Genomic DNA, 24,218 nt, shown 5'->3' on the forward strand with positions numbered 1-24,218 from the left:
CGACATGTTTCCATCATGCGCCCCTCTGGACGGGATGTCCACCTGCGAAAATCACCCCCATTTTTTGGTGCGTAACTTCAGTTTATAAGATTTATAGTGCTAGGTATGGTACGGAATGCAGGTTTGTCATTGAGGATTACTCTATTCTGAAACTGACTGTAGAAATTTATATGACCCTGTACTATAAAAATCCAGATTTCCCCTTTGGGTGCCATTGCCTCGTTTTTGCGGAAGACCAGAGAATCATGCTTGAAAAACACCAATGGGGTGCTTCAATTTTGCATTTGAATTGCCGCAAGCGTGATGGTGAATATCGGTTGGAGAGTTACTGGAGTGCTGATGAGCATAAGGAATGGTGGGATGCCACAGTGGCTTCCAGATCGGAGTATGACACCCTGGTCAGGGAAAATGATCTGTAGTTCAAGATTGAACACCCTTACCTGCACCTCAATTCTATCCCCCCCATCCTGAAACATTTCAGGGTTTTCCCTCACACCCGTCACACCCCCAGACAAAACCGTGTGATACGCTCAATTTACCTTTTTATGGCCCCCTTTGATGACCACAGCCCTGACCCCACCGAGCAGATCCAGCGCCTGTTGAAGGAAGCGCAGGTGTGGGCCTACCAGGAACCGCAGAGGGCCTTGCAGCAGGTGCAGCAGGCTTTTGGGCTGCTGTCTCCCCATGACGATCTGGAGCTGCAATTGCAGGTGCGGGAGTGGCTGGTGAACTGTCTGGCCATTGTGGGAGACAACCAGGAGGGTCTGAGGCAGGCCTGGGAACTGCTGGCCCTTTCTGCAGAGGCAGACCACCAGCACATGCAGGCCACCGCCAACCAGCAGATCGCCACCATGCTGTCCACTTCTGGCCAGTACGAGCAGAGTTTGCCTTATTTTCAGGCAGCACGGGTGCTCAGCAAAGAGGCCAGTCCGGGGCAGTATGCCACCTCTACACTAAATCTGGCAGATGGCCTGGAGAAACTGGGCCGCCTTGTGGATGCCAGACAGACCTACCAGAGTGTGCTGGAGCTCCCTCCTGTCACTGAAGAAGTGGAGGTGGTGCAGGCTTATGCCCTGCTCAGTCTGGTGGGTTTGCAGGTGCTGGAATTTGAGGTGGGAACCCTGGACGTTGCGGGTTTGCAAGAAGGCCCTGCCAGCTTGCAGCAGGTCATCGAGCAGGCGCGCAAAGGCAGAGACCGTTTTCTGGAGCTGTATGCCCAAGCGCTTTTGACGAGGGTCTGGGTGCATGTGGGGAATGCTGTCCAGTCCACACCTGCTTTTGAAGCTGCCTGGGAGATTGCCGCCGAACTGGACCAGCCCCGTGCCTGGGCCTGTGCCTTTGAGGCCAGGGCTTACCTGTTGTGCCTGCAGGAAGACCACACCCAGGCGATTGAGTGCTTTGAGCAGGCCATTCGCCATCTGGAAGCGGTGAGCAGCCACGGAGAACTGTTGCAGCTTTTGAATTCTTTTGTGCGTTATCTGAAGTTCTGGAAGAAATTCGAAAAGGCCTTCGAGGTGCTCTGGAAGCTGCACAGCCTGGATCAGGTGGTGCGCACGGAGGGGGTCTTGTTGCAAGCGCAACTGGTGACCCTGCAGACCCAGATCGAACTGGCCCGCAAGGAAAATGAACTGCACCTGCAGCATGTGCGGGAATTGCAGCACCTGCAGGCCCAGTTGCAGGACCAGAATCAGTTGCTGGAAAAACTCTCCCGTGAAGATGAACTGACCGGGGTCTTCAACCGCAGGCATGCCGTGCATTTGCTGCGTGAGCTTGGTAAGGGGGCAGGTTGTGTGCTGCTGCTGTTCGATGTGGACCACTTCAAACGCATCAACGATGGTTACGGGCACAGCAGGGGAGATCTGGTTTTGAGGGGCATTGCCAGCATTGTGCGAGGATTTCTGAAAGCCGGGGATGTCTTTGGCAGGCTGGGCGGCGAGGAGTTTGTGGTGGCCCTGGAAGGAAGTTGCCTGCAAACTGCAGAAAAACTGGCCCAGAACATTTGCGATGCTGTGTCAAAAGCCACCTGGGAAGACATGCCAGACACGCAGGTCACGCTCAGCATTGGGGTGGCTGTGTTTCAGGAAGGCACCCTGGAAACTGCCCTCCACACCGCCGATGAAGCCCTCTATGAGGCCAAAGCGCTGGGCAGAAACCGGGTGGTGGTCAGGCCATCTGCAAGGTGGAATGGCACCTCCAATTCCTTACACTGAGGACCATGAACCTGTCCCCCTTCACCCCGGAGTGGTTGCCTGCCGCTGCCAACTTGCTCTCTGACCTCCATCAGATCCCTGCAGAAAAGCTGCTTCCTGAGCTGGAACAGTTGCATGGCAAGTCTGGTTTGCTTCCTGCCGTGATGGCCAGCGAAAACCAGAAACTCCTGGGTTTTCTGCTGGGTGTGCCCAGTGTGGGTTCACCTCAGGGTCGCAGTGTGAGGGTGCCTTTGCTGGGTCTGGCTGTGGTGTCAGACCAGCCAGAACTGCTGGGAGATCTGTATGCAGCAGCAGGAGAAACCTGGGTCAGCAAGGGATTTTTTGTGCATCAGGTGGTGGTGCCTGCACACCAGACCGAGGCGCTGCAAACCTTGTTTGCGCTGGGGTTTGGTCAGGAGCAGGTGCATGCAGGTCAGGACCTGAACCCTCTGGTCGGAAAAGCCAGTGCCCGGGTCAGACGTGCGGGTCCCGAAGACTTGCAGGCCCTATCTCACCTGATTCCAGCCATCGGGCAGCATTACGTGCAGGGTCCGGTGTTTGAGCCCTTCTACCCCGAACAGACCGCTGAATTGCTGGAGGGCTATGCCGAGGTGTTGCAGGATCCAGAATGGTTGCTGTGGGTGCATGAAGAGGCTGGTGAAATTCTGGCTTTTCAGCTTTATGCACCCGTGCAATCAGACTGGAACACGCCAGAAGGAACGTTTGAACTGAAAACTGCTGCCACTTTGCCTGCTGCCAGAGGACAGGGTTTGCAAAGGGGGTTGTTTCAGCATGCTGTGCATCACTTGCAAGATCTGGGAGGCCAGCGGGTGATTGCAGACTGGCGAAGCACCAATTTGCATTCTGCACGGGCCTGGAAGCGTCTGGCATTTGAGCCTGATGCGTACAGGCTGTCTCGCCGTTTGCCTCTGGATCTGGGCTGGGCCAGAGGGGAACTGAGCGGAAGCTGATTCTCACTCCCATCCCTGCAAATGTTGGTATAAGCTGGTTTCATGGGATGGAAGCAGATGGGTTTGCTGGGAGCTGTAGTGTTGCTGCTCTCTTCACTGGCCGGAGCCAAAAGCCTGCCTGTGGTGAAATTGAGCCAGCTTCCTGTGCAGGCACAGACCACTTACCGGCTCATTCAGCAGGGCGGGCCTTTTTCTTACAAAAAGGATGGCACCGTGTTCCAGAACCGGGAGAAACTCCTGCCGATCAAACCCAGAGCGTATTACCATGAGTACACCGTCTCCACACCAGGGATGAACACCCGGGGGGCCAGACGCATCATCTGTGGTCCAGTGATGGACTGCTTCTACACCGAGGACCATTACCGTTCATTCCGGAGGATTGTGAAATGACCGATCTCAGCCTGAACACCCTGGAAGATTGTGGCATCCTGCCCCTTCGCACCGATGAGGCCACCCTGAAAGCAGAAGCCAGGGACCATGGTTACGTCTTTCTGACGGTGGACCTTGGCGTGGTTGCAGAGAAACAGGACTTGCTGGATGCTTTTGCAACAGACCTGGAATTCCCGGAGTACTTTGGACAGAACTGGGATGCCCTGTCGGACTGCCTGATGGATTTCTCCTGGCTGGAAGCAGAAGGGTATGTGCTGGTGCTGGAAGGCACCCACCACCTGGAAGAAGCCCTCGGTGAAGATTACGACATCCTGATGGAAATCCTGGAAGAGACTGTGAAATTCTGGCAGGAGCAGGATGTGCCTTTCTGGGTGTTTTTGACCTGAAGTTCTGGACACACAAAAGAAAACTTGAGTTTTGATTGTGCTGTTCCGAAATTGATGATTTGTAAGAAATCAGAAAGCAAAATGCCCCAATTTTGAAATCATGCGTCCATGACTTTGAAAGTCCAATGAACAATCAAATGACCGCTGCAAAACAAAGTAAGATTCCTGTAAGATTGCATGTTCACTAAACCCTGCTTTTGAAGCAATGATTTTAAAGAAACGAAAAAAGTAAAAATCCAGACACAATTCCTTGCAGGAAGTCGTGCAATTTTTTGTGTTTCTGAATAACTTTCTTTTCTCTGAAAGAAAAGCTTGAAAGCTTTCACGAAAGCACCTTAAGAAAACCCTCTGGCGTGAGAAAGGTAAGAGCCATTGCCTTACTGTGAACCCAGGAGGGAAACATGGCCACACTGACCGAAATGGTTTCACAGAGCATCGAAGTGATCCGCGTCCCCACAGAGAGCACCTTTTACAAATATGAAGACCGGGGCAACTTCTCCAATGCCATGCTGTTCATGGGCAGCGCCATCCTGACCTTCATTGCCGCTGGATATTACTTCTCGGGCGGTGCAGGAGCATTGAACCACCTGATCATCGGCGTGGTGTATTACTTCGGGTTCTGGGGCCTGACTTACCTGCTGGGACGGGTCATGGGAGGCGAAGCCACCTGGCAGGAACTGGCCTATACCCATGCCCTGTTCATGGCCCCCTTGCTGTTCATGCTCACCATCTCGAGCACCCTGTTTTTTTCCTTTGGCTACCTGCAGGTGGCCAGCATGTACCTCACTTTCGTGTTCCTGATGATCTCCCTGTACTATTCCATCCGTTGCGTGCAGGGCACCATGAACTTCTACGACCCCATCAAAGTGCTGGGCCTGATTGCTTCCATGCTGGTCTGCAGCACCGTGATTTACCAGATGTACGTCTGAGGCACTGACCCTCACCTCTCTCGTTGCACTCGCTTTCCTCTCCCTCAGGGAGAGGATTGTTTTTGTCGGGACACCCACAAAAAAGCCCTCTCCCTGAGGGAAAGGACCGGGCGCAGCTCGCGGTGAGGGTCAATCCACCAGCACAGCCCCCTGGGAACCACTGGTCACCAGTTTGGCGTAGCGTTTGAGCCACTTGCCAGGGATTTCCTTGATCACGGGCTGCCAGCCTTCCTTGCGGCGGGCCAGTTCTTCGTCAGAAACCAGCACCTCCAGGATGCCAGCGTCCATGTCCACCTTGATGCAGTCTCCATCCTGCACGAAGGCGATGACACCACCTGCTGCTGCCTCGGGAGAGACGTGTCCGATTGAGCCCCCACGGGTGGCCCCGGAGAAGCGACCATCGGTCAGCAGCAAAACGGTTTCGCCCAGACCCATGCCCTGGATGTTGGCGGTGGGGGAGAGCATTTCCTGCATGCCCGGTCCACCTTTGGGGCCTTCGTAACGGATGACCACCACATGGCCGGATTTCACCTTGCCGCCCAGGATGCCCTCGTTGGCGGCCTCCATGCTGTCATAGCAGATGGCTTCCCCTTCAAACTGGCGCATGCTGGGAACCACCCCGGCGTATTTCACCACGCCCCCCTCGGGGGAGAGGTTGCCGAACAGCATTCTCAGACCACCGGTCTGGCTGTAGGCATTTTCCAGCGGCCGCACCACTTCACCATCGGGCTCTGGGGCGTCTTTGACGTTCTCTTCCAGGGTGTTTCCGGTGACCGTGATGCAGTCTCTGTGCAGCATGTCGTGTTTGAAGAGTTCCTTGAGGATCACGGACACCCCGCCCACCTCGTCAAGGTCCTGAATGTGGTAGTTGCTGCTGGGGGCAATTTTGCACAGGTTGGCCACCCGGTTGGAGACCTCGTTGATGCGGGAAATGGGGTACTCCACACCCACTTCATGGGCAATGGCGATGGTGTGCAAGATGGTGTTGGTGCTGCCTCCCATGGCCATGTCCAGGGCAAAGGCGTTGTCCAGGGACTTCTGGGTCACGATGTCGGTGGGTTTGATGTTGCGTTCCAGCAGCACCATCACCTGACGGGCTGCAGCCTGGGCCAGGGCCTTGCGGCGGCCATCGGGGTCCACGGCAGGAATGGTGCCGTTGCCAGGCAGGGCCATCCCCAGGGCCTCACACAGGCAGTTCATGCTGTTGGCGGTGAACATGCCCGAACAGCTTCCGCAGGTGGGGCAGGCCTGTTCCTCGTACTCGGTGAGTTCTGCCTCGGTCATGCGTCCTGCCTTGACCGAACCCACCGCTTCAAACACGCTTGCAAGGTCAATGCGTTTGCCTGCTTTGGTGAGGCCGCGCATCATGGGACCCCCTGAAATGAAGATGGTGGGGATGTCACAGCGCATGGCGCCCATCAGCATGCCCGGAACGATCTTGTCGCAGTTGGGGATGCAAATCATGGCATCAAACTGGTGGGCTTGCACCACGGTTTCCACGGCATCGGCAATCAGTTCACGGCTGGGCAGCGAGTACTTCATGCCGCTGTGACCCATGGCGATCCCGTCGTCCACACCGATGGTGTTGAACTCGAAGGGAATGCCGCCTGCTGCACGCACGGCCTCTTTGACCACCTGGGCAAATTCGTGCAGGTGCACGTGTCCGGGAATGATGTCGATGTAAGAGTTGCAGATGGCGATGAACGGCTTGTCGAAATCGCTGTCCTTGTGGATGACCCCGGTGGCACGCAGAAGGCTGCGGTGGGGGGCACGTTCAAAACCGGATTTGATGGTGTTGCTGCGCATGGTCAGACCTCTCCTTGTAAGTGTATATTTTACGCTTTGCGGTTTTCTGAATTGTGCTTTTGACCTAGAGAGGTACAGGAGATGCGGGGGCAGAAGGCAAAGCTGCCGAGGGCTGAGGGCCGAGAGCCGAGGGCAAAAACATTGGGCTGATCCTGTAGGGGCGAGGCGTGCCTCGCCCAAAGGAAACCCTCTCAGACCATCCCTTCATGCCCCTCAAAACACCCGAACGTAATGCTCCACCGTTGGAAACGGATCATAGAAATGGTGCAGGAGTTTGCGCCATTCCTGATATTCCGGGCTCCCCCTGAATCCCACCGTGTGGTCTTCCAGGGTTTCCCAGCGGACCAGCAGGATGTACTGGTTTTCTTTCTCCAGGCATTTCTGAAGCTCGTGTTCCAGGTAACCTTTCATGCTGGAGATGATCTTCTGGGCTTCCTCAAAGGCGTTTTCAAAAGCTTCTTGTTGACCGGGAATCACATTCAGCACTGCAACTTCAAGAACCATGCTTTGCCCTTTCCTGCCTTTGTTCTGAAAAGAGCGCGGAATTATCCGCGCTCTGCTGACTGCTGATGGCTGACCGCTCTTACAGGCTTTCGGCAGCGTCGGTGGCGATTTTGGTTTTGCCCATGCCAGCCACGATCTGGTTGATCACCCGGATCCAGGCCCGTGCTGAGGCTTCCACCACGTCGGTGGCCACGCCCTGTCCGGTGATGTGCATGTTCTGGTAACGCGCGGTGATGGAGACCTCGCCCAGCGCTTCAGAACCGCGTGTCACAGCCTGGATGCGGTAGGTGTCCAGCTCTGGGGTGATCTGGGTGATCTGGCTGATGGCCGTGAAAGCGGCGGCCACAGGGCCGTCTCCGTGGGCGGTGGCTTCCACGCTGCCTTCGGGGGTGTTCAGGCGGATGAAGGCCACCGGGGTGATGTTGAGGCCCGAGGTGATCTGGAAGCCTTCCAGGGTGAAGGTCTGGGGCACGTCGGTGCGGGAGTCCACCAGGGCACGCAGGTCATCGGCGTAGATCTGGCCTTTGCGGTCTGCGAGGTCCTTGAAGCGGGCAAAGAGGCCATTGATCTTGTCTTCAGAGAATTCGTACCCGAGGTCGGAGAGGGCTTTTCTGAAGGCGGCGCGTCCAGAGTGCTTGCCCATCACCATCACGGCAGCTTCGCGGCCGACGAGTTCGGCGTTCATGATCTCGTAGGTGTCTTTGTGCTTGAGCACCCCGTCCTGGTGAATGCCAGATTCGTGGGCAAAAGCGTTGTCTCCGACAATGGCCTTGTTGGGCTGCACGGGCATTCCGGTGAGGCGGGACACCAGACGGGAAGCGCGGTAGAGTTCGCGGGTGTTGATGCGGGTCTCGGCGTGGTACCAGTCTTTGCGGGTGTGGATCGCCATCACCACTTCTTCCAGAGAGGTGTTGCCTGCCCGTTCCCCGATGCCGTTGATGGTGCACTCGATCTGGGTGGCTCCGTTTTCCACGGCGGCAAGGCTGAGGGCGGTGGCCATTCCGAGGTCGTCGTGGCAGTGGGTGGAGATGGCGACGTTGCGTCCTGCAACCACATCGTCATGAATGGTGCGGATGATGCGTCCGTACTCGTTGGGGGCACCGTAACCCACAGTGTCAGGGATGTTGATGGTGGTTGCGCCTGCTTCAATGGCAGCGGCGTAAAGCTGGTACACGAATTCGGGATCTGCGCGCATCACGTCCTGGGCGCTGAATTCCACATCATCGGTGAACTGCAGGGCAAACTGGATCATCTCTCTGCTGAGGTCCAGAATCTGCTCGGGGGTCTTTTTGAGCATTTTTTCAAGGTGAATTTTGCTGGCAGAGGTGAACACGTGAATGCGGCGCTTCTCTGCGGGTTCCAGGGCCATGGCGGCGCGTTCAATGTCGGCTTTGTTGAGGCGGGCCAGCGAGCAGATCACGGGGCCGTGCACTTCCTGGGCAATGCGCTGGATGCACTCGAAGTCGCCGGGAGAGGCAATGGCAAATCCAGCTTCGATGATGTCCACACCGAGGCGGGAAAGCTGGTGGGCAATTTCAAGTTTCTGTGCGTGGTTGAGGGCCACGCCGGGAGATTGTTCGCCGTCACGGAGGGTGGTGTCAAAAATCTTGATGTGTCTCATGGCTGTTCTCCTTAAGAAGGTGTGGGAAACGAAAACCCCCGAGGGCCATTGATGGGCTGCCTCGGGGGTCGGGGTTTTATGGGTACGCGAAAACCTGCGCTACACTCCCGCCGAGTCAGCGATCAATGGTAGTAGGCTTCCGAAGTTCTGCATTAAAGCCATGGTAACCATCTGCTGGCCTCTGGTCAAGCTTTACGGTTGGGGCGGTTCAGCGGTTTGTATATATCGGGAGGGCTTCATTCATTTTTGCAAAACCCTCCCCCTCCACCCATAAGAATGCCTATTTGCAAAATGGAATCAAAGTTTTATGCTCAATTCATAAGGAGTTGCCATGTCCACAGAAGAGGTTTTTTCCCAGATTTATGACCGCCTGAAGCGCATACTGCAGAAGTACGAGGGGCCACTGGGTCCACACCACAGCCCCAGTTTTTCCCTGGACCGGGACAGTTATGGCCTCAGGGATCCCCACAATCCCGCTTCGGTGGGGTTTTTTGGTTCTGTGGTGGTGCAGGGCAAGCATGTGGGCTTTTACCTGATGCCCATTTATCTGGAACCGCAGCTTTTAAAAGACATCAGTCCGGCCCTCAGAAAATGCCTGAAGGGCAAGAGCTGTTTCAACTTCAAAACCTACAATGAGACGCTGTTTGAGGAGCTTGAACGCCTGACTGAAGTGGGGTTTGCCTATTATGAGGCGTTTCATCTGGTGGTGCCCGAAACCCAGCCCTGAGCGGGCCTTTTCTGGATTTTGATGTCAAGCTTGCTTGACAAAAAGTAGGGTGTGCTTTACTCTGAATGTCAAGGAAGCTTGACTTGATGAAGTCACAGCTTTCCATGCCATTGTTCCCAAAAAACCCACCTGAAGCACCACACAGCATGACCGTCGGTCTGCTGCAGAGGGTTTGTTTTGCCTCAAGGAGAAAAGCCATGAAAAAGTCACCACACCCCAGAAGAAAAAACCGTTTCACTGCTGGACATTTTGCGGCCATCGTGGGCATCGTCACTGCTGTGGCTGTGTCCTCCAGCAATGGAAAAGCTGCAGCCTGGACAGAAACCCCTTGCAATTTTGGAGCAGAATTGCCTGCTGCTGTGGGCCACACCCTGAGCTGCGGCACCATCGAAGTTCCTGCCAAACACAGTGAGCCCCAGGGCAAAAAGTACCAGCTGCACTTTGCCCTCTACAAATCCACCTCTGAACACCGCAAAGCAGACCCCATCATCGTGCTGAATGGAGGTCCTGGCCAGAAAACCGCCAGCATTGCGCCTCTGGCCAATTACCTGGTGGCGGCCATTGCCCCAGAACGCGATCTGGTCCTTTTTGATCAGCGGGGAGTGGGCGCTTTCCAGCCCAGTCTGGATTGCCCTCAGGCCATGGACAGACTGCGTGGCATGGCCCTGAACACCATCCATGAACAGACCGAGACCATGATCAAAGAATTGAACGTCTGTTTTGACGACCTCGAAAAACAGGGGGTGGACCTCGGGACCTTCAACACCGTGGAAAGCGCAGACGATGTGGCAGATCTGGCCCGTGCCCTCTCTGATGAAAAAGTGAACCTGTACGGGGTGTCTTACGGTTCCAGGCTGGCCCAGGAAGTGATGCGCCGCCACCCCGAAGTCCTGCGCTCGGTGCTGCTGGACGCTGTGGTCAGCACCGATGTGAATTACATGCAAAACCGGGAAGGCACGGTGGATGCTGCCTTCAGAAAGAGCCTGAGCCGCTGTGCCCAGGACGAGGCCTGCAATGCTGTGTTCCCCAACCTGCTGGAGCGCATTGAGCAACTGGCAGACCGCCTCGACCAGAACCCCATCAAGGTGCAGGTGCCTGACATGGCCACAGGAAGCATGAAAGAGGTGGCGGTCACTTCAGAAATTCTGGGCGGTGGCCTGATGATTGGCCTGTATTCCACCCAGCTGGTTCCAGTCCTGCCTGCTCTGATTGATGACCTGGACAGAGGCAACACCGAGAGCCTGTCCATGCTGGTGCAGAGCGTGCAGATGCTGACGGGCACCAGCAGCCTGGGCATGCAGGTATCCTTCGCCTGCAATGACCTGATCTCTTACGCCAGACCCGAAGACCTGCAGACCGAACACCCCCTCAAACTGGTGAGGGCCTCTTTCGGGGATGTTCTGAATGCCTACAGCGAGATCTGCGCAGCCCGCACATGGAACCCCATCCCTGCCGAAACCCGCCAGGTGGTGAAGAGTGATGTGCCCACCCTGCTGTTCTCTGGTGAACTGGACCCCGTGACCCCTCCCCACTATGCCCAGCAGGTTTTGACTGGCCTGAGCCATGCACAGTTGATCCAATTCCCTGCAGGTGCCCACGGAGAAGTGAGCATGATGCCCGGAGGGTGTGCCGATGGTCTGGTGGTGGACTTCTTCAACGATCCTTCCAGCAAGCTGGAGGCAAGTTGTGCCAGTGTTCTCCAGCCCTATGTGCTGAAACTTTAAAAGCAATGTTCTAAAAATTGAAGTTCTGGCAGTGCAGGAGGTGAATGTTTTGCCGCTTGCACTGTTTTTGTTTTTCTGGAGCCCACTGACCCCCAGAGAGTAACGGGAATTGCAGTTTTGGGACGTTTGTCGCGTGGATTCTCACTGGGCGGTCCTTTAGAATTTGACTATAAGTGAACAAAAGTGACCATTCGGTCACTTTTGCCTTGAGGAGCCCCATGGCAACCACCACAAACACCACCCTGAAAAAAAGCCCCCTGACAAACAGCAGGTTCCTGAAAGCCCTGCGCCGGGAAGCCGTCGATGCCACCCCCGTCTGGTTCATGCGCCAGGCGGGCCGTTACATGCCCGAGTACCGTGCCCTGAGGGCCAGAACCACCATGCTGGGGGCCATTCAGGATCCCGACATCGCCACCGAGATCACCCTGCAGCCCATCAACGCTTTCAATCTGGATGCTGCAATCCTGTTCAACGACATCCTGCCCCCCCTGATTGGGATGGGCCTGAGCCTGGATTTCCAGGGCGGGGTGGGTCCGGTCATTCACAACCCCATCCGCAGCGTCAAAGATGTGGACCGTCTGGCCACCCCGCCTGCCCGTGAAACGCTGGGTTACACCTTCAAGGCCATCGAGCAGATCAGTGCAGAACTGACCCCCAGAGGGATTCCCCTGATCGGGTTTGTGGGCAGTCCCTTCACGCTGGCGAGTTATGCCATTGAAGGGGGCGGCAGCAAGAACTACGAGCGCACCAAGGGCCTGATGTACGCAGAGCCCGCCGCCTGGAAGCGCCTGATGACCAAGTTCGAGGTGCTGCTTTCGGATTACCTGCTGGAACAGGCCAAAGCGGGTGCCAGTGCCCTGCAGATTTTCGATTCCTGGGCCGGAGCGCTGAGCCCTTCCGATTACCTGCGTTTCGTGTATCCCTACACCAGAAACGTGATTCAGAACGCCAAAAAAGCAGGTGTTCCGGTGATTTACTTCGCCACGGGCACCTCCACCATGCTGCCCCAGATTGCCAGCATGGGCAGCGATGTGGTGGGTGTGGACTGGCGCATCTCTCTGACCGATGCCTGGGCGCAACTGCAACCCGAGCAGGCCATTCAGGGGAACCTCGATCCTCTCCTGCTGCAGGCCCCCTGGCGTGAACTGTCCTTCCAGGCAGAGCGCATCCTGCAGGAAGCCGCAGGCAGACCCGGACACGTGTTCAACCTCGGACACGGCATCCTGCCCGCCACCCCTGTGGACAGCGTGGCCCGCCTTGCAGACTTTGTGCACGAGAAAACCCAGGCTGGAGCACTGGTATGACAGAAACGATCGGTGTGCTTTTCATGGCTTACGGCGGCCCCGAGTCTCTGGAAGACCTGCCCGGTTACCTGAGCGACATCCGGCACGGTCGCACCACCAGCAAGGAAGTGCTGGAGGAGATCACCCACAACTACGCCTCCATTGGCGGAAAAAGCCCTCTGCTGGGCATCACACAAGAGCAGGCAGAGAAAGCCACAGCCCTGCTGAACCAGAACGGCGTGAAGTACAAAGCCTACCTGGGCATGCGCCACTGGGCCCCCTGGATTGAAGAAACCGTGCGGGACATGCTGGATGATGGCATCAAAAAAGCCGTTGCGGTGGTGCTGGCCCCGCACTACAGCAGCCTGTCCGTGGCCAAGTACCACCAGAAAGTCAAAGCCGGTCTGGAGATGTTCCACGGCCAGATCGACTTTGAATTCATCGAGAGCTACCACGACCACCCCAAATACATTCAGGCCATGGTCAACCGGGTGAAAATGGGTCTGGCCCAGTTCGCAGAAGGGGAGGACGTGCATGTGGTGCTGAGTGCCCACAGCCTTCCCGAGCGCATCATCAAGATGGGGGATCCTTACCAGGACCAGCTTTTTGAAAGCGCCCGCCTGATTGCTGAGGGTGCAGGACTGCAGGAAGGCCAGTGGAGCTGGTCTTACCAGTCTGCAGGCCGCAGCCCCGAACCCTGGCTGGGGCCACAACTTGAGGACCATGTGACTGCCCTGCATGAAAAAGGGGTCAGAAACGTGGTCAGTGTGGTCATTGGCTTTGTCAGCGATCACGTGGAAATCCTTTATGACATCGACATCAAGGCCCAGGAGGTCGCAAAAGCCCGGGGCATGACCCTGGTGCGGCCTCCCAGCCTCAACACCGATTCCCTGTACATGGAAACCCTGGCAGAACTGATTGGAGAGAAAGCCAGGGGTTTGCTGGAATGACGGCCAGCCCCAAAAAAGTGGTGGTTGTGGGCGGAGGGATTGCGGGTCTCTCCGCCGCCTGGGAGCTGTTTCAAAAAGGCATTCCTTTTGTGCTGCTGGAAGAATCGGGCCGTCTGGGAGGCAAGATCACCACCGCCAGATACCGGGGTTTCCTGATTGAAGGGGCAGCCGATGCCTTCATCACCCAGAAGCCTTACGCAGAGCAACTGGCCCGTGAACTGGGCATGGAAGACGACCTGATCAGCACCCTTCCAGAGAACAAAAAAACCTACCTGCTGCGGGAAGGACAGCTTCACCGCATTCCCCCCAGCTTCAGACTGATTGCCCCTCTGGACGAGGAGGAATTTCTGGCTTCAGGCTTGCTGTCTGAGGAGGGCAAAAAGCGTCTGCTGGAGGAACAGTTCATTCCTGCAAAAGAAGGGGAAGGCGATGAAAGCCTTGCCTCCTTCATCACCCGCAGGTTTGGACCGGAAGCCACCACCACCATTGCAGAACCCATGCTGGGTGGCATTTACGTGTCTGACCCGCAGAAACTCAGCATGCAGGCGGCGTTTCCGCAGTACCTGAGAATGGAGCAAGAGCACGGCAGCGTGATCAGGGGGGTGCGGGAAAACCACCGCAAAAACCCACCCACAAAGCCTGTTTTCTACTCCCTGAAAAACGGCATGGGCAGCCTGATCGAACGCCTTTACACCGAACTCCACGAGCACATCCAGCTTGGGGCCAATGTGGTGAGAATTGACCGGGAGCACAGGGTTCACCTGGAAGATGGAGAGGTCATTGAAGCCAGTCAGGTGATCCTGGCCACCCCCGCAGCCACCAGCAAGGCTTTCCTGCAGGAAGATTTTGCAGACACTGCAAGGCTGCTGGATGAAATGGAAACCAACAGTTCCGCTGTGGCGGTTTTTGGATTCAGCAGGGACCAGATTGAATTGGACACCTCCACCTACGGCTTCATTGTGTCGGGCTTTGAAGAAACCCCCTTGCTGGCGGCCACCCTGCATTCCAGCAAATTTGCAGGCCGTGCCCCCGACAAACATGTGCTGCTCAGGGCTTACCTGGGAGGGCACCGCAACCCCCAGATTCCCCTGATGCACAGCCCGGACATTGCCGAAATCGGATTGAACGCCCTCAGGCCCATCCTGGGCATTCAGGGAAGCCCGCAGTTCTGGCGGGTCTACAACTGGCTGGACAACAACCCCATGTACAAAGTCGGGCACCTGGACCGGGTGAAAACCATCCAGCAGAGTTTGCCAGACAGCATCAAACTGATTGGAAGCAGTTACGGTGGAGTGGGCATTCCCGACTGCATCCGCTATGCCCGTGAGATGGTGCGGCAGATGGTGTCCTGACCGCAAGAGGCAACCTTCCGGGATGAAATCCGTCTCTTTGAAATCCAGAGTTTCACCCTCAAACCGCTGCCTGAAGAATGACCTGAAGCCCGATGAACAACCTGAATTGAAGCAGAGCACACCCTTGATGCGGTGATCCTGAAGCCTCAAATGAATCTGAACATTTTACTCAGCTTCATTGCAGCTTGGGTGGTTAGACTTGCAGTGAGATGTGTTTCCTGCAGTATAAGCTGTGCAAAAAGCGCCAGATTTCTTCTCTCCCCCTCCCCAAAGGCCAGAATGTCAGACCCCACCATGATTGAAAATTTGCCGGTATTTGCTTTTGAAGCCGTATTTCAGCACCACCCGCTGGGCATGTGGGTGGTGGAATTGAATTCACTTGAAATTGTGCAGGCCAACCAGGCAGCCGTAAAGGCTTACGGTTATGCCCCTGAAGAATGGACTGCCCTCACCCTGATGGACCTGTGCATCATCGAAGAAAACCAGCTCAGGGAAGCTTTTTCCAGACATGCCAGCTTTGCCGGGGGCAAAGAGTATGTTTTTGTGCGCAAAGACCAGTCTGCTCTGATTGTGGATCTGTCCTGGCAGGTGTTTCAGGAAGGCAAGGTGCTGCTGACCGCCCGTGAAGTGGTCCGGGAAGGTTCACAGTTGCTGTCCCCCCTTGAACGCATGACTGAGCTGTCTCGCATGATCCGTGCTGAACATGGGCTCGAAGCCATCCAGACCCTCACCCAGGAGGTGCAGCAGCGCATGGGAGAGGCGCTGCAGGCTGCCCAGGTGGGCATCTGGGAGTGGGACCAGATCTCAGGACAGGTGTTGTGGGACGAGCAAACCGCCTTCCTGATGGGCATGGCCCTGGAAGAATTCGATGGTCGCATCGAAAGTTTCAACCTCCGGGTGCATCCAGACGACCTGGAAGGCGTTGGACAGGCCATTTTGCAGGCCAGAGAGCAGCAAAATCCTTTTGAGAAATCCTTCCGGGTCAAAGCGCCAGAAGGGCAGCACCGCTGGGTGATGTCCCGTGGCCGTTTTGATTACACCCCTGAAGGGGTGGCTTACCGCATGACCGGGGTGATTCTGGACATCTCTGCCCGCATCCAGGCCGAAACTGCCCTCCGGGAAAGTGAGAAACGCCTGCGTGAACTGATGGACGCCCAGAAGCGCTTCATAGCAGATGCTGCCCATGAACTCAGGACCCCGCTCACTGCCATTCAGGGCAACCTGGACATCTTTCTGCGTTACCCCAACATCCCCGAAGATGAAAAAATGGACATCCTGACCGAAGTGCAGCGCGAAGCCAGCCGTCTGGGGCGTCTGGTCAACGACATGCTGCAACTGGCCAGAGGTGATGCTGGCGCTGCCCTGCGTGAGGAAGAAGTTCAGCTGGACCAGGTCATGACCGAGATGTGGAAAGACATCAGCCGGGTGGTGCCTTTTCACCACCTGATCCTGACAGAGGTGGAGCCAGTGCAGGTGGTGGGAGACCACGACCGCCTGAAACAGCTGGTGTTGATTTTGCTGGAAAACGCCCTCAAATACACCCCGGAAGGGGGAACGGTGACAGGAAGCCTTAAACGCAAAGGTCATCATGTGGAACTGCGCATTGCAGACACTGGATATGGCATTTCTGAGGAAGACCTGCCCAGGGTGTTTGAACGTTTTTACCGTGCAGACCGCTCCAGACAGCGGGGAGAAGATCCCGGTGGGACAGGCCTTGGCCTCCCCATTGCCAAATGGATTGTGGAAGGCCACAAAGGGAAAATCTGGCTGGAAAGCGAACTGGGGGCAGGAACGGTGGCGGTGGTTCAGTTGCCTCTGGAAGAATCGCGGTTTAGCTGATCCTCTCCCTTCCCGAGTACACGTTGAAACCGCTCCCCCGCAAGAACCCGATCAGGGTCACATTGAAGGCATCGGCCAGTTCAACGGCCAGACTGCTGGGGGCGGAGAGGCCGCACAAAATGGGGATGCCAGCGGTGATGGTTTTTTGCACCAGCTCGAAACTCAGGCGGCTGCTGACCAGCAACAGGTGGTCGCGGGCGGGCAGCTGACCTGCCAGAAAAAGCCCTCCCAGCAAGCGGTCCAGTGCGTTGTGTCTGCCCACATCTTCTGTAAGAGAGAGCAGGTTTCCTGCGCGGTCCACCAGACCGCTGGCATGCAGGCCTCCGGTGATCTGGAAGGTTTCCTGCATGGCCTGCAACTGGGGCAGCAAACCCAGAATTTGCTGCGAGGTGAATTGAAGGTCTGAAACCACCGGAGGGCAACGCAAGGCCAGCTGTTCAAAGCTGTTGCGACCACAGACCCCGCAGGCGCTGTTGGTGAAAAAATGCCGTTCCAGACCGGCGAAATCAGGCAGGGGGGTGTTGATGGTGACCCGCAGGGTGTTCTCTGTGGGGATTGCTCCAGGAGGGGTGAAGTGCTTGATGTGCAGGATCTGGTCTGGATGGGTCAGGAAACCCTCGCTGAACAGGAAACCTGCAGCCAGGGCCTGGTCTTCGCCAGGGGTGCGCATGGTGATGGCCACCGTGCGCACCCCGTCCTGAAAGCACAACTGGATTTCCAGCGGTTCTTCCACGGCCAGCAGGTCCGTTTTTTCCCGCTCCTGACCTTTCTGGTGCGACCAGACCTGAAATTCACGCACGCTTTTCGAGGAAGGCAAAAGACTCCTTGTAAGCGGGAATGTGGGCCCTGGGAGAGTGTTTGCTGGGGTCCAAGAGGACGTTCCCTTCAGGCCAGTGGACCTGCAGGCCACCGCGTTTCAGCTCACAGGGGAAAGCAGTGCCCAGCAGTTCACCGTGGGTGTTGTGCACCCGCACTGTGTCGCCTTTTTTCAGGCCCAGCAACTCTGCATCGAAATGGCTGATCAGCACTGCATCTCTGGGGGCCTTGTTCACGGGGTCGATGTTCTCGTGGATCATGCTGTTGAACTGCTTGCCCCGGCGCGTCACCAGCGAGAAAGCCCCTTCGGGCAGGGTGCGTTCAGGCAGGGTCAGGGCCTTGAAGTGGGCCTTGCCATCCGGGGTGGGACAGTGCCCTCCTCTGCACAGCATTTCTCCGCCGTACTGGAAAGCATCGCCACGTTTCTGCAGTTTCTCGATGCCCCGGTACATGGGGATCACCTGTGAGATTTCCTCGCGCAGTGCGCCCATGTGGGTGTAGGTCAGGTGCTCTGCCCGCTCGGGTTTGACCTGTTTGGCCACCTCCAGAAACACCCGACCTTCCCAGCGGGCCTCCTCAATGCGGGGGCCTTCGATTTCCGGGCTGAAAATCACCCGGCGCTCGGTGGAGGTTTCGGTGACCCCACCAGGAATTTCGTAGCGGGTGGTGGCAGGCAGAATCAGCACCTCTTCGCCCTCAACCAGCATCTGGGAGGTCAGAAAGATGTCCTGATGGATGCGCAGAGGCACCTTGCTGAGGGTGTCTTTCACGCCTTCCGGGTCGGGCAGCACCTCCAGAAAGTTTCCCCCGATGCTCCACAGGATGTCCATGCCCTGCTGCAGCATCTCCGGGGCATTCAGACCAGAGGAGGTGGGCACCTCGAAGTGCCATTTTTCCGAGAGGGACTGCAGGTTCTGGGGTGTGGCAGGAATGCCGCCAGGAAGCACATTGGCATAAGCCCCCATCTCTGCACCGCCCTGCACGCCAGAATGTCCACGGATGGGCATCAGGCCACTGCCTTCCTGTCCCAGAAAGCCTCTGGAAAGGGCCAGATTGACCACCGCATGCACGGTGTCCTCGCCGCGGGTGTTCTGGGTGACCCCCATGCTCCACACCAGAATGCCCCTCTGCGCCTTGAACAGGGTCAGGGCAAATTCCAGCATGTCGGTGCGGGTCAGGCCACTTCCCTTTTCAAAGTCCTCCCAGGAGGTGGAGAGCAGGCGCTGTTTGAGGGCCTCAAAACCTGCGGTGTGGTCCTGAATGAAGGCATTGTCCAGCCAGTTGTGCTCGATGATGTGCCTCAGCGTCCCGCTCAAAAACGCGATGTCCCCACCAGGAACCACCTGATAAAAAGCATCGGTGATGCGGGTGCCAAAAAGGGCACTCTCGGTGTCGCTGGGAATCCAGTATTTGTCCATGGCCGGTTCCCGGTAAGGGTTCACCATGATGATTCTGGTGCCTGCTTTCTTGGCGTAATACAGGTACTTCATCATCACGGGCTGGTTCACGGCCGGATTGGACCCCACAAACACAATCACATCCGTACCGATCATGTCTTTGTAGCTGCAGGTGGTGGCCCCCACCCCAATGGCTTCTTTCAGGGCCACGGTGCTGGGAGAATGGCAGATGCGGGCGGCATTGTCGATGTTGTTGCTGCCCATCGCCCGGACGGCCTTCTGCACCGTGTAGTAGGTTTCATTGGGAATGCCCCTGCTGGTCACATACACCCCGAGTTTTTCGGGTTCGGTGGAGCGGATCCGCACACTGATGTGCTCCAGAGCATCCTCCCAGCTGATCCGGGAAAAGTGGTTGTCTCCTTTTCGGCGCAGCATCGGAAAAGGAATGCGACCCAATTCACGCAGGTCAGCAGAGCTTTTCTTCTGCAGCTTTGCAATGTCTTGCAACACCTCTGGATTCAGGGCAGGCATGGTGTTCAGCCTCAGGAGCCTCAGCCGGATGTTGCACAGATGGATGCCCTTGATGGTCCAGTCTTTCATGCCGGTGGTGCCCAGCGCACAGCCGTCACACACCCCCTCATTGAGGATCCTGTAGGCATAATTCAACTGGTCGCGGTTCTCAGAGATGGCACGGAACACCTCGTTGAAATTGTTGGGTTTCAGGTGCCCCAGGCCAAAAGGGGAGAGGGAAACCCAGTGTCTGGGGTCCCATCCACGGTGTACGGGTTTGAGCGGCATAATGGGAGCATTTTACCGTGGATTGGGGTCTGGGATTTCACCCCCAGAAATTTCTGCTATCAATGTCTTCATGACCCTCCTCAGCATCGACTGGGATTTTTACGCTGGCATGATCGAGCATGTCTTTGACAGCCCTTTCTGGGGCACCCCGGATCTGGAATACCACCGCCAGGAGCGCTGGTGGGATCTGGCCCGCAAAAGGGGAGGAGGGCTGGAGGCATTGCAGGAGGATTTTCCACTTTATGGGGATCCCCTGGAACTCCTGAAATACCAGGGATTGCCTGTTGCCGCTGCCCTCAGCCATGACAGTGCCTGGGAGTGGCTGGCAGGTTTTGAGGCAGCAGAGGTGGTCAATGTGGATTCCCACCACGACCTGTTTTCCCTGAGTGGAAACCCTGAGCAGGTGCGGCCCGGAAACTGGGCCGGGCTGGGTTTGAAACGGGGAAAAATCCTGCAGTACACTTGCATTTATCCTGAATGGCACAGCGAAGTGCGGGTGACGGAGGGCTTTGATCTGCACAGAACCCATGAAGAAATCATCCTGCACTTTTCAAAAGACCTGCTGGACCGCATTCAATTGCAGAAGGGCCAGCCGCTGCCTGATCCTGGGGAGGTCCAGGGGGTGCTGCTGGTGCAATCTCCAGCCTGGACGAATCCCATTTATGACCCGCTGTTTTTTGAGTTGCTGGAGGGCTTGCAGGCCGTCAGGCTCACCGAACCTGTTCGGCGCTACAAATGATGAGGTTGCGAATGACCATCATGGCTTGCTCAGGTGGTCCAGGGCCACCTGCAGGGCATCTTCGCTTTTCACATGGATGTCGGGTTGCACGCCAATGCCTTCCCAGTGGGTCTGGGTGTAAGGGCTGATGGGATGTCCTGAAGGGATGAAGGCACCCACCTGTTCGTTCAGGGAGATGATGCTGACCGTGTGGGCTGCGCCAGCGGTGGGTTCTCCAATCAGGGTGGCCCGTTTCAAAGCCTGCAGGTTGTAGCAGAACTCCTCTGCCGCCGATCCGGTGCGGCCACTGGTCAGCACCACCACAGGTTTTTCGGTGTCCCGGTGTTGAAGGTAAGGCAGGGTCCAGGTCTGACGCTGGAAGTTGCTGCCCCGCTGGTGGAAGGTCTGCAGGTGGGTGTTGGCAGGAAGCAGGTGGCTGCACAGGTGCAGCACGCTGTCTCCGCTGCCTCCACCGTTTCTGCGCAAATCGATGATCAGGGCTTTTGAGGGCCGGGCCAGGGTCATCACTGCATCCATCATGGGCGCAGCCTCCTCAAGTTCAAAAAACCCTGTGAGTTCCAGATAAGCGATGTCTCCATTCAGGAATTCAAATTTCTGGATGCCTCTGTGAGGCGCCTGCCCTCGGGTTTCTTCCACGGTCTGGGGGAACACGTTGAGGTGTTTGTCCGGGATGAGTTGCCGCAATCTGGCGGTCAGGGCTTTGCACCAGCTGGCGGTGGCTGTTTTGTCGGTGGTTTCCTGGGTGGCCCATTCTTCCAGGGCGGCAGCCAGCACCTGTCCGGTCTGCGGGTAGACATAGTGGTCTCTGAACTGGACGGCAAGCAGGGAAAGCAACTGGCTGCGTGTGCTGCTGGACAGCAGGTTCTGATCAAGGGTTTCCATGAAGCCAGTTTGAGGATTATGCTGCTTCAAATGGAATCCATGGTTTTGAACAAGAGCAGAAAGGAGGTCAGCGATCCCGAAGTCGCTGCCTTCCTCACCGAAGCGGCCTCAGTGCGGTATTTTGAACCGTTTCTGGGACAGGAATGCACCCTGAAGGACGCGGCCAGCCAGTTGAAAATCAGCATGAGTGGACTTTTTTACTGGTTGCAGAGAATGCTGGACCTGCAAATCCTGGAGGTGTCTCGCATCCAGGAGCGCAGGGGCAGGGCCATCAAACATTACCGCTCTGTGGCCGATGGGTTTTTCATTCCCTTTCACCTGACCCGTGCCGGAACCCATGAAGACATGCTGCGGGACCGGGAAAAACCCCAGCAGGACTTGCTGATTCGCAGCATGGCCAGGGTGCGGGAAAAGCAACCTCAGAAATGGGGGATTTTGCTGTCCAGAGAGGAGCCAGGACTGATCCGCTCCATGTTCGCCTCAGCAGATGGACCTGCAAAAGCTGGGGCACAAAGTCCAGCGTCGATGAGTGGCTGGATCACTGCGCACCTGTCGCCTGCCCAGGCCAGCATGCTGCAACAGCGCATGCAGGATTTGCTGCAGGAGGTGACCCTGATGGGGGAAGCTGGGGAGGGAGAACACTACGTGCTGCATGTGGGCATGGCCCCCACAGGCCAGGATCACTCCTGACCCATCACTCCTGACCCAGGTAAGACAGCATCGAGAAGGCCAGACTGCCCATCAGGCCTGCGTGGTCTCCCAGACGGGTGTAATCCACGATCAGTTTGCGGGTGGCCAGGGGCATGGCGCGTCCGTACACGCTCTGGCGGATTCCGGCCAGCATCAGGGGTCCAATGTGGGCCAGTTCTCCGCCAATCAGGATGTGCGAGGGGCACAGCACATTGGTCAATCCTGCCAGCACCTGTCCAATCTTCAGGCCTGCCGCCTGAATGATGGCGTTGGCAGCACTGTCTCCTTCGCTGGCAGCCTGGGACACATCGTTGACGGTCAGCTGGTCCCGTTCTTTCAGGACCTGGGCGAAAAATTCACTCTGACCACGTTGACCTGCTTCGGTGGCAGATCGCAGGATGGCCCGTGCACCTGCCATCACCTCCAGGCAGCCGGTCTGACCGCAGTTGCAACGGGGGCCTTCGGGGTCCAGGGGGATGTGCCCGATTTCGCCAGCGCCACCAAAAGCACCTCGGTAGATGTTCCCGGCAATCACAATGCCAGCCCCAATGCCGGTGGAGAGTTTCAGCACCATGAAGCTGTCGAATTTGTCTCCTTCTTCGGCACGGCGGGCGTTCCAGAGTTCGCCCAGGGCCATCAGGTTGGTGTCGTTGTCCACATAAACCGGAACGGGCACCGCCAGACGGTGCACGAAGTACTCCTGAATGGAAAACCCTTCCCAGTTGGGCATCACCGGAGGGCTGACCAGCAACCCGGTGCTTTTTTCGATGGGGCTGGGCACCCCCATGGCGAGGCTCATCAGGCGTTCGGGTTTGATGTCGTGCTGTTTGAGCAGGTCATCAATCAGTCTGGCCACCGTGGCCATCACCACACCAGCACCAGCGCGGGTTTCAATGGGGTGGCTGTGGATGCCAATGACCTGCAGTGCGGTGTCTGCAATGGCAATCTTGACCTCACTGACCCCCAGGTCAATGCCAATCAGGTAGCCCAGTCCGGCATTGAGGGAGTACAGGTTGGCTTTGCGGCCCCCACTGGACTCCTGCTGTCCGATGTCCACAATCCAGCCCCCGGAGGTCAGGTCTTCTAAAACCTGGCCCACCTTGCTTCTGGAGAGGCGGGTGTGCACGGCAAGCTGTTGCTTGCTTTGCGGACCATACCAGAGCACAGCCTGTAAAACTTTTTGTTCTTCGTCCGAGAGCTTCATATGGTTTCTGCGATTCCACTCTAGGGTATACACCAATGTTCCCTCCTGATACGCCAAACTTTTGCCGATTCTGACAAAAGTATAGCATGTTTAGACGCAAGAACTCCAAAAGTTAAGCAGAAATTTCACTTTCTTTTGGTTTGATTTCCCAAGTATTGATCCATAAAGTGGGATTAGCCCAAAACACAATTTGCCTGACTGTGAAAACGGTCTGTTTTGCTGGCTTGGATGGAAAGGAAAGGGGAAAAAATGTCGAAAAAACGTATTTTCTGGCTTCTCAGTGCTGCTCTTGCCGCAGGGATTGGCACTGCTCAAGCAGAAGGTGTCACCCTGACGATTGCGTGTGGAGCGGTCGGCCAGGAACTGGAAATGTGCAAAACAGGGGTGGCCGCATGGGCCAAAAAGACCGGCAACACCGTCAAGGTCTTTGAATCCCCCAACCTCACCAACGACCGTCTGGCCCTCTACCAGCAGCAACTCGCTGCCAAGAGCGACACCATCGATGTCTACCAGATTGACGTGGTCTGGCCTGGCATTCTCTACAACCACTTCGTCGACCTGAAAGGCAAAGTCCCTGCCAGCGAAATCGAAGACCACTTCCCCGCCATCATTCAGGCCAACACCGTGGGCAGCAAACTGGTGGCCATCCCCTGGTTCACCGATGCCGGTCTGCTGTTCTACCGCAAAGACCTGCTGGAAAAATACGGCTACAAAGCCGCTCCCAAAACCTGGAGCGAGCTGGCCAACATGGCCGTCAAGATCCAGAACGGCGAGAGAAAAACCAACAAGAGCTTCCAGGGCTTTGTCTTCCAGGGCAAAGACTACGAAGGCCTCACCTGTGACGCCCTCGAATGGATCACCAGCTACAAAGGCGGCAGCATCGTGGACGCCAGTGGCAAAGTGACCATCAACAATGTCCGCGCTGTGGCTGCCCTGACGCAGGCTGCCAGCTGGGTGAAGAAAATCGCTCCCGAAGGCGTGACCACCTACGCTGAAGAAGATGCCCGCGGCATCTTCCAGT

The 24,218-nt window shown here is 56.8% G+C and carries 22 protein-coding genes; 15 read left to right on the plus strand and 7 right to left on the minus strand.

What is annotated here, in order from left to right:
* The 6 genes from IEY52_RS26770 to IEY52_RS18955 form a co-directional block, all read left to right on the plus strand.
* Window positions 1-419, plus strand: a 419-nt coding sequence (locus tag IEY52_RS26770) for a hypothetical protein (RefSeq protein WP_229684869.1), incomplete at its 5' end; no start/stop codon positions are given.
* A gap of 126 nt (window positions 420-545) precedes the next feature.
* Window positions 546-2,210, plus strand: a complete 1,665-nt coding sequence (locus tag IEY52_RS18935; protein WP_189005377.1) for a diguanylate cyclase — start codon at window positions 546-548, stop codon at window positions 2,208-2,210.
* A gap of 5 nt (window positions 2,211-2,215) precedes the next feature.
* Window positions 2,216-3,160, plus strand: coding sequence for a GNAT family N-acetyltransferase (locus IEY52_RS18940; RefSeq protein WP_189005379.1), 945 nt, complete (start codon window positions 2,216-2,218; stop codon window positions 3,158-3,160).
* A gap of 42 nt (window positions 3,161-3,202) precedes the next feature.
* Entirely contained in the window at window positions 3,203-3,550 is a 348-nt protein-coding gene (locus tag IEY52_RS18945; RefSeq protein ID WP_229684870.1) for a guanyl-specific ribonuclease, read from the plus strand.
* On the plus strand, window positions 3,547-3,936 hold the full coding sequence (locus IEY52_RS18950) for a barstar family protein (RefSeq protein ID WP_189005381.1): 390 nt from the start codon (window positions 3,547-3,549) through the stop codon (window positions 3,934-3,936). The genes IEY52_RS18945 and IEY52_RS18950 overlap by 4 nt, the downstream gene beginning before the upstream one ends.
* Before the next feature lie 401 nt (window positions 3,937-4,337).
* Window positions 4,338-4,865 carry a hypothetical protein gene (locus IEY52_RS18955; RefSeq protein WP_189005383.1) on the plus strand — a complete coding sequence of 176 codons (528 nt, stop codon included), beginning with the start codon at window positions 4,338-4,340 and terminating at the stop codon, window positions 4,863-4,865.
* 129 nt (window positions 4,866-4,994) lie between these two features.
* Here IEY52_RS18955 and ilvD read toward each other — a convergent pair whose 3' ends face one another.
* The 3 genes from ilvD to IEY52_RS18970 form a co-directional block, all read right to left on the minus strand.
* Entirely contained in the window at window positions 4,995-6,671 is a 1,677-nt protein-coding gene (gene ilvD / locus IEY52_RS18960; RefSeq protein WP_189005385.1) for a dihydroxy-acid dehydratase, read from the minus strand.
* A 213-nt stretch (window positions 6,672-6,884) separates the two neighbouring features.
* Complete coding sequence (locus tag IEY52_RS18965; protein WP_189005387.1) at window positions 6,885-7,175, minus strand: antibiotic biosynthesis monooxygenase family protein; 291 nt, start codon at window positions 7,173-7,175, stop codon at window positions 6,885-6,887.
* Window positions 7,176-7,254: 79 nt separating this feature from the next.
* The gene (locus IEY52_RS18970; RefSeq protein WP_189005389.1) at window positions 7,255-8,796 is read right to left on the minus strand and encodes a 2-isopropylmalate synthase; all 1,542 of its coding nucleotides are present in this window, start codon (window positions 8,794-8,796) and stop codon (window positions 7,255-7,257) included.
* Window positions 8,797-9,127: 331 nt separating this feature from the next.
* Between IEY52_RS18970 and IEY52_RS18975 the strand changes: the two genes are divergently transcribed.
* The 6 genes from IEY52_RS18975 (at window position 9,128) to IEY52_RS19000 (ending at window position 16,671) form a co-directional block, all read left to right on the plus strand.
* On the plus strand, window positions 9,128-9,523 hold the full coding sequence (locus IEY52_RS18975) for a hypothetical protein (RefSeq protein WP_189005391.1): 396 nt from the start codon (window positions 9,128-9,130) through the stop codon (window positions 9,521-9,523).
* Between the two features lie 197 nt (window positions 9,524-9,720).
* Window positions 9,721-11,247, plus strand: coding sequence for an alpha/beta hydrolase (locus IEY52_RS18980; protein WP_189005393.1), 1,527 nt, complete (start codon window positions 9,721-9,723; stop codon window positions 11,245-11,247).
* A gap of 218 nt (window positions 11,248-11,465) precedes the next feature.
* Window positions 11,466-12,551: a uroporphyrinogen decarboxylase gene (gene hemE, locus IEY52_RS18985; RefSeq protein ID WP_189005395.1), complete on the plus strand. Its 1,086-nt coding sequence runs from the start codon at window positions 11,466-11,468 to the stop codon at window positions 12,549-12,551.
* Window positions 12,548-13,480, plus strand: coding sequence for a ferrochelatase (gene hemH, locus IEY52_RS18990; RefSeq protein ID WP_189005397.1), 933 nt, complete (start codon window positions 12,548-12,550; stop codon window positions 13,478-13,480). The genes hemE and hemH overlap by 4 nt, the downstream gene beginning before the upstream one ends.
* Window positions 13,477-14,832, plus strand: coding sequence for a protoporphyrinogen oxidase (gene hemG / locus IEY52_RS18995; protein WP_189005399.1), 1,356 nt, complete (start codon window positions 13,477-13,479; stop codon window positions 14,830-14,832). The genes hemH and hemG overlap by 4 nt, the downstream gene beginning before the upstream one ends.
* 294 nt (window positions 14,833-15,126) lie before the next feature.
* Window positions 15,127-16,671 carry a sensor histidine kinase gene (locus IEY52_RS19000; RefSeq protein ID WP_189005409.1) on the plus strand — a complete coding sequence of 515 codons (1,545 nt, stop codon included), beginning with the start codon at window positions 15,127-15,129 and terminating at the stop codon, window positions 16,669-16,671.
* Here IEY52_RS19000 and fdhD read toward each other — a convergent pair.
* Complete coding sequence (fdhD, locus tag IEY52_RS19005; RefSeq protein ID WP_189005412.1) at window positions 16,664-17,488, minus strand: formate dehydrogenase accessory sulfurtransferase FdhD; 825 nt, start codon at window positions 17,486-17,488, stop codon at window positions 16,664-16,666. The genes IEY52_RS19000 and fdhD overlap by 8 nt on opposite strands.
* The gene (locus tag IEY52_RS19010) at window positions 17,463-19,682 is read right to left on the minus strand and encodes an FdhF/YdeP family oxidoreductase (protein WP_189005414.1); all 2,220 of its coding nucleotides are present in this window, start codon (window positions 19,680-19,682) and stop codon (window positions 17,463-17,465) included. The genes fdhD and IEY52_RS19010 overlap by 26 nt, the downstream gene beginning before the upstream one ends.
* A gap of 70 nt (window positions 19,683-19,752) precedes the next feature.
* On the opposite strand from IEY52_RS19010, the gene IEY52_RS19015 reads away from it, so the two are divergent.
* Window positions 19,753-20,421 carry an arginase gene (locus IEY52_RS19015; RefSeq protein ID WP_189005416.1) on the plus strand — a complete coding sequence of 223 codons (669 nt, stop codon included), beginning with the start codon at window positions 19,753-19,755 and terminating at the stop codon, window positions 20,419-20,421.
* An 18-nt stretch (window positions 20,422-20,439) separates the two neighbouring features.
* Here IEY52_RS19015 and IEY52_RS19020 read toward each other — a convergent pair whose 3' ends face one another.
* On the minus strand, window positions 20,440-21,303 hold the full coding sequence (locus tag IEY52_RS19020; RefSeq protein WP_189005418.1) for a S41 family peptidase: 864 nt from the start codon (window positions 21,301-21,303) through the stop codon (window positions 20,440-20,442).
* Window positions 21,304-21,333: 30 nt separating this feature from the next.
* Between IEY52_RS19020 and IEY52_RS19025 the strand changes: the two genes are divergently transcribed.
* Window positions 21,334-21,993, plus strand: a complete 660-nt coding sequence (locus IEY52_RS19025; protein ID WP_189005420.1) for a hypothetical protein — start codon at window positions 21,334-21,336, stop codon at window positions 21,991-21,993.
* A 4-nt stretch (window positions 21,994-21,997) separates the two neighbouring features.
* Here IEY52_RS19025 and IEY52_RS19030 read toward each other — a convergent pair whose 3' ends face one another.
* The gene (locus tag IEY52_RS19030) at window positions 21,998-23,197 is read right to left on the minus strand and encodes an ROK family protein (RefSeq protein ID WP_189005422.1); all 1,200 of its coding nucleotides are present in this window, start codon (window positions 23,195-23,197) and stop codon (window positions 21,998-22,000) included.
* A 249-nt stretch (window positions 23,198-23,446) separates the two neighbouring features.
* On the opposite strand from IEY52_RS19030, the gene IEY52_RS26775 reads away from it, so the two are divergent.
* Window positions 23,447-24,218, plus strand: a 772-nt coding sequence (locus IEY52_RS26775; RefSeq protein ID WP_229684871.1) for an extracellular solute-binding protein, incomplete at its 3' end; no start/stop codon positions are given.

It is taken from the genome of Deinococcus roseus, from assembly GCF_014646895.1.
GTDB lineage: Bacteria > Deinococcota > Deinococci > Deinococcales > Deinococcaceae > Deinococcus_C > Deinococcus_C roseus.

Bases quoted from the DNA above. Each gene is read 5' to 3' on its own strand.
- hemG (WP_189005399.1), top strand. From the start codon at position 13,477: ATGACGGCCAGCCCCAAAAAAGTGGTGGTTGTGGGCGGAGGGATTGCG.
- hemE (WP_189005395.1), top strand. From the start codon at position 11,466: ATGGCAACCACCACAAACACCACCCTGAAAAAAAGCCCCCTGACAAAC.
- IEY52_RS19010 (WP_189005414.1), bottom strand. From the start codon at position 19,682: ATGCCGCTCAAACCCGTACACCGTGGATGGGACCCCAGACACTGGGTT.
- IEY52_RS19020 (WP_189005418.1), bottom strand. From the start codon at position 21,303: ATGGAAACCCTTGATCAGAACCTGCTGTCCAGCAGCACACGCAGCCAG.
- IEY52_RS19015 (WP_189005416.1), top strand. From the start codon at position 19,753: ATGACCCTCCTCAGCATCGACTGGGATTTTTACGCTGGCATGATCGAG.
- IEY52_RS18945 (WP_229684870.1), top strand. From the start codon at position 3,203: ATGGGATGGAAGCAGATGGGTTTGCTGGGAGCTGTAGTGTTGCTGCTC.
- IEY52_RS18975 (WP_189005391.1), top strand. From the start codon at position 9,128: ATGTCCACAGAAGAGGTTTTTTCCCAGATTTATGACCGCCTGAAGCGC.
- ilvD (WP_189005385.1), bottom strand. From the start codon at position 6,671: ATGCGCAGCAACACCATCAAATCCGGTTTTGAACGTGCCCCCCACCGC.
- IEY52_RS18980 (WP_189005393.1), top strand. From the start codon at position 9,721: ATGAAAAAGTCACCACACCCCAGAAGAAAAAACCGTTTCACTGCTGGA.
- hemH (WP_189005397.1), top strand. From the start codon at position 12,548: ATGACAGAAACGATCGGTGTGCTTTTCATGGCTTACGGCGGCCCCGAG.
- IEY52_RS18970 (WP_189005389.1), bottom strand. From the start codon at position 8,796: ATGAGACACATCAAGATTTTTGACACCACCCTCCGTGACGGCGAACAA.
- IEY52_RS18955 (WP_189005383.1), top strand. From the start codon at position 4,338: ATGGCCACACTGACCGAAATGGTTTCACAGAGCATCGAAGTGATCCGC.
- IEY52_RS19030 (WP_189005422.1), bottom strand. From the start codon at position 23,197: ATGAAGCTCTCGGACGAAGAACAAAAAGTTTTACAGGCTGTGCTCTGG.
- IEY52_RS19000 (WP_189005409.1), top strand. From the start codon at position 15,127: ATGATTGAAAATTTGCCGGTATTTGCTTTTGAAGCCGTATTTCAGCAC.
- IEY52_RS18935 (WP_189005377.1), top strand. From the start codon at position 546: ATGGCCCCCTTTGATGACCACAGCCCTGACCCCACCGAGCAGATCCAG.
- IEY52_RS19025 (WP_189005420.1), top strand. From the start codon at position 21,334: ATGGAATCCATGGTTTTGAACAAGAGCAGAAAGGAGGTCAGCGATCCC.
- IEY52_RS18965 (WP_189005387.1), bottom strand. From the start codon at position 7,175: ATGGTTCTTGAAGTTGCAGTGCTGAATGTGATTCCCGGTCAACAAGAA.
- IEY52_RS18950 (WP_189005381.1), top strand. From the start codon at position 3,547: ATGACCGATCTCAGCCTGAACACCCTGGAAGATTGTGGCATCCTGCCC.
- IEY52_RS18940 (WP_189005379.1), top strand. From the start codon at position 2,216: ATGAACCTGTCCCCCTTCACCCCGGAGTGGTTGCCTGCCGCTGCCAAC.